Origin of the sequence: Streptomyces sp. NPDC058257 (assembly GCF_042881845.1) — a bacterium.
In the GTDB taxonomy this organism is placed as follows: domain Bacteria; phylum Actinomycetota; class Actinomycetes; order Streptomycetales; family Streptomycetaceae; genus Streptomyces.
In genome coordinates this window covers 85,441-98,829 of record NZ_JBHVXJ010000013.1, presented here as the reverse complement: position 1 = coordinate 98,829, position 13,389 = coordinate 85,441, and the positions used below count along the sequence as shown (strand labels likewise).

Annotated in this window: 12 protein-coding genes; 9 read left to right on the top strand and 3 right to left on the bottom strand. The window is 70.4% G+C overall.

What is annotated here, in order from left to right; genetic code table 11:
• The first annotated feature begins 35 nt into the window (after window positions 1–35).
• The 4 genes from ACFVXC_RS27910 to ACFVXC_RS27895 all read left to right on the top strand — a co-directional run bounded on the left by ACFVXC_RS27910 (window position 36) and on the right by ACFVXC_RS27895 (window position 3,680).
• Entirely contained in the window at window positions 36–848 is an 813-nt protein-coding gene (locus ACFVXC_RS27910; RefSeq protein ID WP_389910258.1) for an aminoglycoside N(3)-acetyltransferase, read from the top strand.
• 46 nt (window positions 849–894) lie between these two features.
• Window positions 895–1,821: an ABC transporter ATP-binding protein gene (locus ACFVXC_RS27905; protein WP_389910256.1), complete on the top strand. Its 927-nt coding sequence runs from the start codon at window positions 895–897 to the stop codon at window positions 1,819–1,821.
• Entirely contained in the window at window positions 1,818–2,588 is a 771-nt protein-coding gene (locus tag ACFVXC_RS27900; protein WP_389910253.1) for an ABC transporter permease, read from the top strand. The genes ACFVXC_RS27905 and ACFVXC_RS27900 overlap by 4 nt, the downstream gene beginning before the upstream one ends.
• An 84-nt stretch (window positions 2,589–2,672) precedes the next feature.
• Window positions 2,673–3,680, top strand: a complete 1,008-nt coding sequence (locus ACFVXC_RS27895; RefSeq protein ID WP_389910250.1) for a heme A synthase — start codon at window positions 2,673–2,675, stop codon at window positions 3,678–3,680.
• A 19-nt stretch (window positions 3,681–3,699) separates the two neighbouring features.
• Here ACFVXC_RS27895 and ACFVXC_RS27890 read toward each other — a convergent pair whose 3' ends face one another.
• The 3 genes from ACFVXC_RS27890 to ACFVXC_RS27880 all read right to left on the bottom strand — a co-directional run bounded on the left by ACFVXC_RS27890 (window position 3,700) and on the right by ACFVXC_RS27880 (window position 6,378).
• Window positions 3,700–4,788: an amidohydrolase family protein gene (locus ACFVXC_RS27890; RefSeq protein ID WP_389910248.1), complete on the bottom strand. Its 1,089-nt coding sequence runs from the start codon at window positions 4,786–4,788 to the stop codon at window positions 3,700–3,702.
• A gap of 116 nt (window positions 4,789–4,904) precedes the next feature.
• The gene (locus ACFVXC_RS27885; protein ID WP_389910245.1) at window positions 4,905–5,252 is read right to left on the bottom strand and encodes a hypothetical protein; all 348 of its coding nucleotides are present in this window, start codon (window positions 5,250–5,252) and stop codon (window positions 4,905–4,907) included.
• 172 nt (window positions 5,253–5,424) lie between these two features.
• Window positions 5,425–6,378 (bottom strand): heme o synthase, encoded by a 954-nt coding sequence (locus ACFVXC_RS27880; RefSeq protein ID WP_389910629.1) that lies wholly within the window; start codon window positions 6,376–6,378, stop codon window positions 5,425–5,427.
• 388 nt (window positions 6,379–6,766) lie between these two features.
• On the opposite strand from ACFVXC_RS27880, the gene tkt reads away from it, so the two are divergent.
• From tkt to pgl, 5 genes are read left to right on the top strand one after another with little or no spacing between them, the layout of a single operon-like run.
• Window positions 6,767–8,860 carry a transketolase gene (gene tkt, locus ACFVXC_RS27875; RefSeq protein WP_389910242.1) on the top strand — a complete coding sequence of 698 codons (2,094 nt, stop codon included), beginning with the start codon at window positions 6,767–6,769 and terminating at the stop codon, window positions 8,858–8,860.
• A gap of 35 nt (window positions 8,861–8,895) precedes the next feature.
• Entirely contained in the window at window positions 8,896–10,014 is a 1,119-nt protein-coding gene (tal, locus tag ACFVXC_RS27870; protein WP_389910239.1) for a transaldolase, read from the top strand.
• Window positions 10,015–10,019: 5 nt separating this feature from the next.
• Complete coding sequence (zwf, locus tag ACFVXC_RS27865) at window positions 10,020–11,543, top strand: glucose-6-phosphate dehydrogenase (RefSeq protein ID WP_389910236.1); 1,524 nt, start codon at window positions 10,020–10,022, stop codon at window positions 11,541–11,543.
• Window positions 11,540–12,568: a glucose-6-phosphate dehydrogenase assembly protein OpcA gene (gene opcA, locus ACFVXC_RS27860; protein WP_389910233.1), complete on the top strand. Its 1,029-nt coding sequence runs from the start codon at window positions 11,540–11,542 to the stop codon at window positions 12,566–12,568. Before zwf ends, opcA begins: the two co-directional genes overlap by 4 nt.
• Entirely contained in the window at window positions 12,565–13,344 is a 780-nt protein-coding gene (pgl, locus tag ACFVXC_RS27855; RefSeq protein WP_389910230.1) for a 6-phosphogluconolactonase, read from the top strand. Before opcA ends, pgl begins: the two co-directional genes overlap by 4 nt.
• Window positions 13,345–13,389 lie beyond the last annotated feature (45 nt).

Sequence of the window (13,389 nt, the reverse complement as noted above, 5' to 3'; positions counted from 1 at the left end):
GCGCGGACAGGGCGGGGCCAGGAGACTCTCCGACCATGTCGACACCCACTCCGACCGGCCCTTTGTGTACGCGCGCGTCCCTCGCGGCCGACCTCCGCGAGCTCGGCGTGAGCCCCGGGGAGACCCTCCTCGCGCACTCCTCACTGCGGGCCTTGGGCTGGGTCGTCGGTGGCCCCGTCGCCGTCGTCCAGGCTCTTCTCGACGCGTTGGGCCAGACGGGCACTCTCGTGGTCCCCGCGCAGTCCAGCGACAATTCCGACCCGGCCGAGTGGGAGAACCCGCCCGTGCCCCAATCGTGGTGGCCCCAGATCCGCGCGTCCATCCCCGCGTACGACCCGCGCACCGCCCCCACCCGCGGTGTCGGGGTGATCCCCGAGACCGTACGGACCTGGCCGGGCGCCCTGCGCAGCGCCCACCCGCAGACCTCCTTCGCCGCGATCGGCCCTCGCGCGGGGGCGCTCCTGGAGGGGCACGCGCTGGACTGCCGACTCGGCGAGCGCAGCCCGCTGGCCCGCCTGGAGGAATCGGGCGCCCGGGTGCTGCTCCTCGGCGCGGGATTCGACTCCTGCACCGCCTTCCACCTGGCCGAGTACCGGATTCCGGCCCCCGAGGTGGAGAACTCCTTCGCGGTCATGACACCGCAGGGGCGCCGCTGGACCACGGTGCGCGAGACCTCGATCTCCGAGGAGCGCTTCGACGAACTCGGCTCGGACTTCGAGCGGGACCGCCCCGTGGTGCGGGGCACGGTGGGCGCGGCGACGGCCCGGCTCTTCCCGGTGGCCGACGCGGTGGCCTACGCACAGAAGTGGCTGGACACCCACCGCTCACGGGCCGAGTGGGCGGGCTGACATCCCCCTGCCCGCCGCCCGCCGCACCCTCTCTAGACTTCCCGCCATGGGAAATGAGTCCGTCGTCCAGGTCACAGGACTGGTCAAGCGGTACGGCAAGAAGACCGCGGTGGACGGCCTCGACCTCCGGGTCCGCGCGGGCACCGTCACCGCGGTCCTCGGCCCGAACGGCGCCGGGAAGACCACCACGATCGAGACCTGCGAGGGATACCGCAGGCCGGACGAGGGCACCGTCCGCGTCCTGGGCCTCGACCCGGTCCGCGAGGCCGGCGCGCTGCGCCCCCGCATCGGCGTGATGCTCCAGTCCGGCGGCGTCTACTCCGGCGCCCGCGCCGACGAGATGCTGCGCCACATGGCCAAGCTGCACGCGCACCCCCTTGACGTGGGCGCGCTGATCGAGCGCCTGGGCCTCGAGAGCTGTGGCCGCACCACCTACCGGCGCCTGTCCGGCGGCCAGCAGCAGCGGCTGGCGCTCGCCATGGCCGTGGTGGGACGGCCCGAGCTCGTCTTCCTCGACGAGCCGACCGCGGGCCTGGACCCGCAGGCACGCCGGGCCACCTGGGATCTCGTACGCGATCTGCGCACCGACGGCGTCAGCGTCATCCTGACCACGCACCACATGGACGAGGCCGAGCAGCTCTCGGACGAGGTCGCGATCATCGACGCGGGCAAGGTCATCGCCGAGGGCACCCCGGAGGCGCTGTGCCGCGGTGGCGCCGAGAACACCCTGCGCTTCTCCGGGCGCCCCGGGCTCGACGTCGGCTCCCTCCTCAAGGCCCTCCCGCCGGACTCCGCAGCGGCCGAACTCACCCCGGGCGCCTACCGCGTGAGCGGCACGATCGACCCGCAACTGCTCGCCACGGTCACCTCCTGGTGCGCCCAGCACGGCGTGATGCCGGAGAAGATCGCCGTCGAACGCCACACCCTTGAAGACGTGTTCCTGGAGCTCACAGGCAAGGAGCTGCGCGGATGAGCGCCGCCGGTACGTACACACCCAAGCCGGGCGCCGCCCCGCTCCCCCGCATGATCGGCGCGCAAGCGGCGCTCGAGACGAAGATGCTGCTGCGCAACGGCGAACAGCTGCTGCTCACGGTCGTCATCCCCACGCTCCTGCTGGTCCTGTTCAGCGCGGTCGACATCGTCGACACGGGAGAGGGCAAGGCCGTGGACTTCCTCGCCCCCGGCATCCTCGCCCTCGCCGTGATGTCGACGGCGTTCACCGGTCAGGCCATCGCCACGGGCTTCGAGCGGCGCTACGGCGTCCTGAAGCGGCTCGGCGCGTCCCCGCTGCCCCGGTGGGCCCTGATGGCGGCGAAGACCCTGTCGGTCCTGGTCACCGAGGTTCTCCAGATCGTCCTGCTCACGGTGATCGCGTTCGCGCTCGGCTGGTCACCGCACGGCAACCCCTTCGCCGTACTCCTCCTGCTCGTCCTCGGCACGGCGGCCTTCTCCGGGCTCGGCCTGCTGATGGCGGGGACCCTGAAGGCGGAGGCGACGCTCGCCGCCGCCAACCTGGTCTTCCTCCTCCTGCTCGTGGGCGGCGGGGTCATCGTGCCGCTGGACAAGTTCCCGGACGCGGCCCAGTCGGTGCTCGGCCTCCTTCCCATCTCGGCGCTCTCCGACGGCCTGAGGGACGTGCTCCAGGACGGCGCGGGGATGCCGTGGCGCGACCTCGGGATCCTGGCGGTCTGGGCGGTGTTGGGGCTCGGGGCGGCCGGGAAGCTCTTCCGCTGGGAGTGAATCGAGGGGGGACGGGCGTAACTCGCGTCACAGAAGCACCGGATACGTCCCCCTCGTGAAGCCGTGCACAAGCGGCCCCCTACGATGGTCCCCGTGCCAAACGTGACCCGAGCCGACGCCGTCTCCGCCGTGCGCAATCCGCTCGCCTTCATCGCCGAACGCTGGACCCCGCAGCAGCGGACCGTCCGGCACGCGGCCCTCATCTCGCTCGCGATGACGGTGTGCATCGTGGTCACCGGCGGTGCGGTCCGCCTGACCGGCTCCGGCCTCGGCTGCCCGACCTGGCCCAAGTGCACCGACGAATCCCTCACCGCCACCAGCGAGATGGGCTTCCACGGATTCATCGAGTTCGGCAACCGCATGCTGACGTACGTGCTGTGCGCGGCCGTCGGCTGGGCGATCATCGCGGCGCGCTCCCAGAAGCCGATGCGGCGCAGCCTCACCCGGCTCGGCTGGATCCAGTTCTGGCTGGTCATGGGCAATGCCGTGCTCGGCGGCATCGTCGTGCTCGTCGGCCTGAACCCGTACACGGTCGCGGCGCACTTCCTGCTCTCCACCGCCCTGATCGCGGTGGCCGTCACGATGTGGCAGCGCACCCGCGAGGGCGACGGCGAGGTGCGTCCGCTGGTCGGCAAGGCCGTGGCGCAGCTGGTGTGGTTCCTGGTCGCGGCAACCGTGCTCCTCATCGCGGTCGGCACGGTGGTGACGGGCTCCGGGCCGCACGCCGGTGACTCCAGCGAGGTGCCGCGCATGGGCTTCGACTGGGAGACCGTCAGCAAGCTGCACGCCGTGCTCGCGTGGATCGTGGTGACGCTGACGTTCGCCCTGTGGTTCGTCCTCAAGGCGGTCGACGCCCCCAAGGGCCCGCTGCACCGCACCCGCGACCTGTTCCTGATCCTGCTCGCCCAGGGCGCCATCGGCTACGTCCAGTACTTCACGGACCTGCCCGAGGTCCTGGTCGGCCTGCACATGTTCGGCTCGTGCGTGGTCTGGATCGGCGTGATGCGCGTCCTGCTGTCGCTGCGTGAGCGCCCGTACGGCACCGCGGAGGTCCCGTCCCAGAGCGCGGACTCCCGGCTGTCGGCCGTCTGAGGCCTTCCCCCTCCGCGAGTCAGCCCTCCGCGAGCCCGTACACGCGGCGGGCGTTGCCGGCCGCGATGAGGCCCGCCACGCGCTGCGCGTCCGGCAGTGACCACGCCCCCTCGGTGACCCACCCGCCGAACACGCGCCCGAGCGCCTCCCCGAAGAGCCTGGCGCCCACCACGTGCAGCTCGGGGAGACCGTGCGCGCCGCTGGAGAACAGCAGCTTGCCGAAGGGCGCCAGCTCCAGGATCTCCGCGAGTACGGCCGCCGCGCGGGCGCCGGTGCGCACCAGGGCGGGCCCCAGGTCGGCGTACACGTGCGGGAAGACACCCGCGAGGTCAGCGGCGTTGCGGTGGTACGGATAGCCGTGCAGCAGGACCAGATCGGTGCCGAGCCCCGCGGTCGCCCGCGCGAAGCCGCCGAAGTACCCCTGCGGGTCCCCGGCCCCCGCGTGCAGTTGCAGCGGCCGCCCGGACGCGACGGCGATCCACAGCAGATGCCTGAGCAGTACGGGGTCCTGGAGCGCACCGCCCACCTGCCGCCGGGCGAGCCAGCGGCCCGCCGCGCCCCGCACCTCGCCGGGCCCCGGCGGTTCGGGGGCCAGGGCGAGACTGCGCCGGACGCCCGCCACGGAGGTGAAGGCGACGGCGTGCGCGGCGGCCGCGTGCACGGACTCGGCGAGGTTGGCGAGGAACGAGTCGACCGTGCCGGAGGTGTCGGCCACCTGTTCGGCGAGCAGCTCCAGGCGGACGATCTCGTGGGCGTCGGCGCAGCCGGTGGACGCCATCTCGCCGGGCCCGGTCAGATCGCCGGGCAGCCCCGTGTCGACGAGATAGGTCGTGATGCCGCTCCCCCGCAGCAGCCTGCGCCCCACCTCGAGCACGCCAAGTTCGCGGCGGCGGGCGAGATAGCGGGCGGGCGTGCAGTGCGGTTCGAGGCCGAGCAGCGGGGGGCACCAGCGGCGTACGGCGAAGCCCGTCTGGGTGTCGAAGAAGGTGGTGCCGGGCGCGGGCGGCCCCTCGCCCCTGCCGAGGTGGGTCTCGAAGGTGCCAAGGCCCAGCTCCGTACGGAGCACACCGTGGCAGTACTGGTCCACCAGGGACGGCGTTTCGATCATCCGGGCTCCCGTTAGGCGGACCGTGCTCCTACGGTCTAACGGGTGAACCGGGCATCAGGTGTTGCCTTCGGACGCGCTCGGAAACAGTGCCGAAAAGAGTGCGGGAACAGCGGCCCTCAGCCGTTGCCAGGACCGCCGAGCTGAATGCCCGCCATGCGCGACCACTCGTAGGGGCCGGTCTTCACCTTGGCCGCGAAGTCACCGTCGAAGTCCTCGTGGACCGTGATCCCGGCCTTCTCGACGGCGCTCAGCGCGATCGCGTAGGTGGGCGCCACCAGGTCGCCCCAGCCGCCGTCCTCACCGACCAGGACGATGCGGGTGCCCTCGTGCCCGATGTACGCGACCTGCCCCTCGGCACCGCCGTGCGCCTTCGCGAAGGCGCCGATCTCCTTGGCGAGCTTGGCGGCCTTCCGCTCGGCGCGAGCGGCCTGCTTGCTGTCCTCAACCTGCTGCGTCTCTGCCATGAGCAGGATGCTACCGATGGGTAGATCGTCTGGCGACGGCCGGGTGCCGTGGCGTCGGCCACGCACCTGGCTCGCATGGGCGCGTCGGCGCTCGACGCTCTCGAAGCAGACAGCCCCCTGCCGCCCTTGCGGGCGGCAGGGGGCTGTGAACTCCGTCGACCTGGCCTGCGGCCTAGCGGAGGAAGGGATCCACCGCGACCGCCACGAACAGCAGCGAGACGTACGTGATCGACCAGTGGAAGAGCCGCATCTCCTTGAGCTTGCCGCCCGTGACCTCCGCCTTGGCGCGGTTCTGCAGGCCGTGCGCCTCCCACAGCCACCAGCCGCCGGTCACGAAGGCCACGATCGTGTAGAACCAGCCGGTGTAGCCGAGCGGCTGGAGCAGCAGCGAGACGGCGACCATCACCCAGCTGTAGAGGACGATCTGACGCGCGACCACCTTGTTCGACGCGACGACCGGCAGCATCGGCACACCCACGCGGGCGTAGTCGTCCTTGACCTTCATGGACAGCGGCCAGTAGTGCGGCGGCGTCCAGAAGAACATGACGAGGAAGAGGATGACCGGGGCCCACGCCAGGGAGTTGGTCACCGAGGACCAGCCGATGAGCACCGGCATGCAGCCCGCGATGCCGCCCCAGACGATGTTCTGGGAGGTGCGGCGCTTGAGGATCATCGTGTAGACGACCACGTAGAAGAGCAGGGCACCGAGGGCGAGCCACGCGGACAGCCAGTTGACGACGAGCCCGAAGAGCAGCGTGGAGGCGATCGCGAGCGCGATGCCGAAGGCGAGGCACTCGCGGGGGCTGACCATTCCCGTGACCAGGGGCCTCTGGGACGTACGGTCCATGAGGGCGTCGATGTCGCGGTCGATGTACATGTTGAGCGCGTTGGCGCCGCCCGCCGACAGGTAGCCGCCGAGGCAGGTCACGAAGACCAGCCACAGGTCGGGCACCCCCTGCTCGGCGAGGAACATCACCGGAACGGTGGTGATGAGGAGGAGTTCGATGATTCGCGGCTTGGTCAGCGCCACGAACGCCATGACACGGGCCCGGAGCGGCCGGTGGCTTGGGCTAGAGCTCGTCCCAATTGCTCCCGCTGGACGGGATTCAACGGCCGTCACGCACACCCCTGACAGAGACTTCCCAGCAAGCCGCGTCGGACGTTCAGAAATGAAGATCCGGTAAAGGCTCGCGCGTACCACGCCACTGTAGACGTTGCCCATACCTCGCTCTTCGCGGGGGTGGGGTCGTGTTGAGCGGCGTGTTGAGCCGCCCGAAAGCCGGCCCGACACCCATTCAGATGAGCGGTGCGGCACTCGTTCCAAAGGTCCAGATGAGCGGCTCGGGGATCACATGGTGAACACCGTGGATCCCTTTCGGGAGGCGGATACCGGCGCACCCCGGCAGTCTGGAATCACTCGAAAAAATGCACGTCTTTACAGCGGTAGGCTCGACATCGGCCGGTGGGATCTACATCGCCGGCATTCGACATGTGGAGAGGAGCCCTGACTCAGGGTGAGCACCAAGCCGACCACCACAGACCTCGAGTGGACCGAACTGGACCAGCGGGCTGTTGATACTGCCCGCGTCCTGGCCATGGACTCCGTACAGAAGGTCGGCAACGGCCATCCTGGTACGGCCATGAGCCTCGCGCCTGCCGCGTACACCCTCTTCCAGAAGGTGATGCGGCACGACCCCGCGGACGCCGAGTGGACCGGGCGCGACCGGTTCGTTCTCTCCGCGGGTCACTCGTCCCTGACCCTTTACATCCAGCTCTACCTCGCCGGTTTCGGTCTGGAGCTCGATGATCTGAAGGCGTTCCGCACCTGGGGTTCCAAGACCCCGGGACACCCGGAGTACGGGCACACCACGGGCGTCGAGACGACGACGGGCCCGCTGGGCCAGGGCGTCGCGAACGCCGTGGGCATGGCGATGGCCGCCCGTTACGAGCGTGGCCTCTTCGACCCCGAGACCCCCGCGGGCGAGTCGCCGTTCGACCACCACATCTTCGCGATCGCGGGTGACGGCTGTCTCCAGGAGGGCATCTCCAGCGAGGCGTCGTCCCTGGCCGGGCACCAGAAGCTCGGCAACCTCGTACTGCTGTGGGACGACAACCACATCTCCATCGAGGGCGACACGGAGACCGCGGTCTCCGAAGACACCATGAAGCGGTACGAGGCCTACGGCTGGCATGTCCAGCGCGTGGAGCCCAAGGAGGACGGCGACCTCGACCCGGCCGCCCTCTACCGCGCGATCCAGGCCGCGAAGGCGGAGACCGAGCGTCCCTCCTTCATCGCCATGCGCTCGATCATCGCCTGGCCCGCACCGAACGCGCAGAACACCGAGGCCGCGCACGGCTCGGCGCTCGGCGACGAAGAGGTCGCGGCCACCAAGCGCGTCCTCGGCTTCGACCCGGAGCAGACCTTCGAGGTCTCGGACGAGGTCCTCGCGCACACCCGTGCGGCCCTGGACCGCGGCAGCGACGCCAAGACCGAGTGGGCCAAGGGCTTCGCCTCCTGGCGCACCGCCGAGGCCGAGCGCGCCGCCGAGTTCGACCGCATCGCCGCGGGCGAGCTCCCGCAGGGCTGGGAGGAGAAGCTCCCGGTCTTCGAGACGGGCAAGGGCGTCGCGACGCGTGCCGCGTCCGGCAAGGTCCTCCAGGCCCTCGGCGCCGTGGTCCCCGAGCTGTGGGGCGGCTCCGCCGACCTCGCGGGCTCGAACAACACCACGATCGACAAGACGTCGTCGTTCCTCCCCGCGGGCAACCCGCTGCCGGAGGCCGACCCGTACGGCCGAACGGTCCACTTCGGCATCCGCGAGCACGCCATGGCCGCGGAGATGAACGGCATCGCGCTGCACGGCAACACCCGCATCTTCGGCGGCACCTTCCTGGTGTTCTCCGACTACATGCGCAACGCCGTCCGCCTCTCCGCGCTGATGCACCTTCCGGTGACGTACGTGTGGACGCACGACTCCGTCGGTCTCGGCGAGGACGGCCCGACGCACCAGCCGGTCGAGCACCTGGCCTCGCTGCGCGCCATCCCGGGCCTGAACGTGGTCCGCCCCGCGGACGCGAACGAGACCGCGATCGTGTGGCGCGAGATCCTGCGGCGCTACACGAAGGAGTTCGGCAAGGGCGCCCCGCACGGCCTCGCGCTGACCCGTCAGGGCGTGCCGACGTACGACCGCGAGGTCACCGAGGGCGCGGTCAAGGGCGGTTACGTCCTGTTCGAGGCCGACGGCGGCAAGCCCGAGGTCGTCCTCATCGGCACCGGCTCCGAGGTGCAGCTCGCCGTCGAGGCGCGCGAGCAGCTCCAGGCCGCCGGTGTTCCCACGCGTGTCGTCTCGATGCCCTGCGTCGAGTGGTTCGAGGCGCAGGACCAGGGGTACCGCGACAGCGTCCTTCCGCCGTCAGTGAAGGCGCGCGTGGCGGTCGAGGCGGGCATCGGCCTGACCTGGCACCGCTTCGTGGGTGACGCCGGTCGCATCGTCTCCCTTGAGCACTTCGGCGCATCGGCGGACGGCAAGGTGCTCTTCCGCGAGTTCGGCTTCACCGCCGATCACGTGGCATCCGCCGCCCGGGAATCGATCGACGCCGCTCAGCGCTGACGCCGACATACGACCTAGTAGGAGATGCAATCCTCATGACAGACGCACTCAAGCGCCTTTCCGACGAAGGCGTCGCGATCTGGCTGGACGACCTGTCGCGCAAGCGGATCACGTCCGGCAACCTCGCCGAGCTGATCGACCAGAGCCACGTCGTGGGTGTCACGACGAATCCGTCAATCTTCCAGAAGGCCATCTCGCAGGGCGACGGTTACGACCAGCAGCTCACCGACCTCGCCGCCCGCGGGGTCACCGTCGAAGAGGCCATCCGCATGATCACGACGGCGGACGTCCGTGACGCCGCCGACATCCTGCGCCCGGTCTTCGACGCGACGAACGGCCAGGACGGCCGGGTGTCGATCGAGGTCGACCCGCGCCTGGCGCACAACACCCTGGCGACGGTGGCCGAGGCCAAGCAGCTCGCATGGCTGGTGGACCGCCCGAACACGCTCATCAAGATCCCGGCGACGAAGGCGGGCCTGCCCGCGATCACCGAGGTCATCGGCAAGGGCATCAGCGTGAACGTGACGCTGATCTTCTCGCTCGAGCGCTACCGCGAGGTCATGGACGCGTTCGTGGCGGGCCTGGAGAAGGCGAAGGCCGCGGGCCTGGACCTCTCCAAGATCCACTCGGTGGCGTCCTTCTTCGTGTCCCGCGTGGACACCGAGATCGACAAGCGCCTCGACGGCATCGGCACGGACGAGGCCAAGGCCGCCAAGGGCAAGGCCGCCCTCGCCAACGCCCGTCTGGCGTACGAGGCGTACGAGGAGGTCTTCTCCTCCGACCGCTGGGCCGCGCTCGACAAGGCGCAGGCCAACAAGCAGCGTCCGCTGTGGGCCTCCACCGGCGTCAAGGACCCGGCGTACAAGGACACCCTGTACGTCGACGACCTGGTCGCGCCGAACACGGTGAACACGATGCCGGAGGCGACCCTCGAGGCCACCGCCGACCACGGCCAGATCACCGGCAACACCATCGCCGGCACGTACGACGCCGCGCGCGGCGAGATCGAGGCCGTCGAGAAGCTCGGCATCTCGTACGACGAGGTCGTACAGCTGCTGGAGGACGAAGGCGTCGACAAGTTCGAGGCCTCCTGGAACGACCTGCTCAAGTCGACCGAGGCCGAGCTCAAGCGCCTCGCTCCCTCGAAGGGCTGACCACTTTGTCAAGCAGCAATCCGCTGCGTGACGCCGCAGACCGACGGCTCCCGCGTATCGCGGGGCCGTCGGGCCTGGTCATCTTTGGCGTCACGGGCGATTTGTCCCGTAAAAAGTTGATGCCCGCTGTCTACGACCTCGCCAACCGAGGCCTGTTGCCGCCGGGCTTCTCGCTCATCGGCTTCGCCCGCCGCGACTGGGAGGACGAGGACTTCGCCCAGGTCGTCCACGACGCGGTCAAGCAGCACTCGCGTACGCCGTTCCGCGAAGAGGTCTGGCAGCAGCTCATCCAGGGGATGCGCTTCGTCCAGGGCAACTTCGACGACGACGCCGCGTTCGAGCAGCTCAAGGCCACCATCCAGGACCTCGACAAGGCACAGGGCACGGGCGGCAACTTCGCCTTCTACCTCTCCGTGCCGCCGAAGTTCTTCCCGCAGGTCGTCCAGCAGCTCAAGAAGCACGAGCTCGCGGACGCCCCCGCGGGATCCTGGCGCCGTGCGGTCATCGAGAAGCCCTTCGGACACGACCTGGCGTCCGCCAAGGACCTCAACTCGATCGTGCACGAGGTGTTCGCCCCGGACCAGGTGTTCCGGATCGACCACTACCTCGGCAAGGAGACCGTCCAGAACATCCTGGCGCTCCGCTTCGCCAACCAGATGTTCGAGCCGATCTGGAACCGCTCTTACGTGGACCACGTCCAGATCACGATGGCCGAGGACATCGGCATCGGCGGCCGCGCCGGCTACTACGACGGCATCGGCGCCGCCCGTGACGTCATCCAGAACCACCTGCTCCAGCTGATGGCGCTGACCGCGATGGAGGAGCCCGCCTCCTTCGACGCGAACGCGCTCGTGGCCGAGAAGGCGAAGGTCCTCGGTGCCGTGCGGCTGCCCAAGGACCTCGGCAAGAGCACGGTCCGCGGGCAGTACGCCGCGGGGTGGCAGGGCGGCGAGAAGGCCGTCGGCTACCTCCAGGAAGAGGGCATCGACCCCAAGTCGAAGACCGACACCTACGCGGCCATCAAGCTGGGCGTGGACAACCGCCGCTGGGCGGGCGTCCCGTTCTACCTGCGCACCGGCAAGCGCCTCGGCCGACGCGTCACGGAGATCGCGGTCGTCTTCCAGCGCGCGCCCCACTCCCCCTTCGACCACACGGCGACGGAAGAACTGGGCCAGAACGCGATCGTCATCCGCGTCCAGCCCGACGAGGGCATCACGGTCCGGTTCGGCTCCAAGGTGCCCGGCACCTCGATGGAGATCCGCGACGTGTCGATGGACTTCGCGTACGGCGAGTCCTTCACCGAGTCCAGCCCGGAGGCGTACGAGCGCCTGATCCTTGACGTTCTGCTCGGCGACGCCAACCTCTTCCCGCGCACGGAGGAGGTCGAGCTCTCCTGGAACATCCTCGATCCGATCGAGGAGTACTGGGACAAGCACGGCAAGCCCGCGCAGTACCCGTCCGGGACCTGGGGCCCGTCCGAGGCGGACGAAATGCTCGCACGAGACGGACGGAGCTGGCGTCGCCCATGAAGATCGACCTTACGGACTCAACGTCCAGCAAGATCAACAAGGCCCTCGTCAAGGGGCGCAGGGCGATCGGCACCCCGGCCGTCGGCATGGTGCTCACCCTCGTCATCGTCACCGACGAGGAGAACGCCTACGACGCCCTGAAGGCCGCCAACGAGGCGTCCCGCGAGCACCCCTCGCGCACGCTGGTCGTCATCAAGCGCGCCGCGCGCTCGCCCCGCGACCGTACGACGTCGCGCCTCGACGCCGAGGTACGGGTCGGCGCGGACGCGGGCACCGGCGAGACAGTGGTCCTGCGGCTTTACGGCGAGGTCATCAACCACGCCCAGTCGGTCGTCCTGCCGCTGCTGCTCCCCGACGCCCCCGTGGTCGTGTGGTGGCCGGTCAACGCGCCGCTCAACCCGGCCAAGGACCCCCTTGGCGCGCTCGCCCAGCGCCGCGTCACGGACACCTACGCCGCCGAGCAGCCGATCCACGAGCTGACCGCGCGCGCCGAGGCCTACCACCCCGGCGACACGGACCTGTCCTGGACCCGGATCACCCCGTGGCGCTCGATGCTCGCGGCGGCTCTCGACCAGGTCACCTGCAAGGTCACCTCGGTCGAGGTGGAGGGCGAGGAGTTCAACCCCAGCTGCGAGCTGCTCGCCATGTGGCTCGCCGACCGGCTCTCCGTCCCCGTGAAGCGCTCGCTCTCCTCGGGCCCCGGCCTCACCGGCGTGCGCATGGACACCGACTGCGGTCCCATCGTGCTCGGCCGGGCCGACGGCTCGCTCGCCACGCTCTCCATCCAGGGGCAGCCCGACCGCGCGGTGGCGCTCAAGCGCCGTGAGACGGCCGAGCTGATCGCCGAGGAGCTGCGCCGTCTCGACCCGGACGACACCTATGCGTCCGCGCTGAAGTTCGGCGTGGACCGCCTGGGCGAGTCCGCCGAGGAGACCACGGTTCCCGAGGTGGAGGAGCCCGCGGAGGCGGCGAAGAAGTCGGCCCCCGCGAAGAAGACCGCGGCCAAGAAGGCGGCGGCGAAGTGAGCGCGGCCCCGCAGCTGGTCGTGCACCGCGACAAGGAGCTGATGGCGCAGGCCGCGGCGGACCGCCTCATCGCGAAGATCGTCGACGCGCAGGCCGCCCGCGGCTACGCGTCGGTGGTCCTCACCGGCGGCCGCAACGGCAACGGCCTTCTGGCGGCGCTGAGTTCGTCCCCGGCCAAGGACGCGATCGACTGGTCGCGCCTGGACCTGTGGTGGGGCGACGAGCGCTTCCTGCCGGACGGCGACCCGGAGCGCAACTACACCCAGGCCAAGGAGGCGCTGCTCGACTCGGTGCCCCTCAACCCGGCCCGGGTGCATCCGATGCCCGCGTCGGACGGCGCCTACGAGGTGGACGCGGCGGCCGGGATATACGCGGCCGAGCTCACCGCGGCTGCGGGGCCCGAGGACCACGGCCCGGTGCCGACGTTCGACGTGCTGATGCTCGGCGTCGGCCCGGATGCCCATGTCGCCTCGCTCTTCCCGGAGTTGCCCGCGGTCCGCGAGACGGAGCGGACGGTGGTCGGCGTGCACGGCGCGCCCAAGCCGCCGCCCGTGCGCATCACGCTCACGCTCCCGGCGATCCGGTCGGCACGTGAGGTGTGGCTGCTCGCCGCGGGCGAGGACAAGGCGAACGCCGCGGCGATCGCCCTGTCGGGCGCGGGCGAGGTACAGGCGCCCGCAGCGGGTGTGTACGGCAGGTCGCGGACGCTGTGGCTGCTCGACGCCGCCGCGGCCTCGCAGCTGCCGCGCGATCTGTATCCGCCGTCTTCTCCCTGAACGGCTCGCACAGCGCCAAGGCCCGGTCCGCCTCACGGCGGGCCG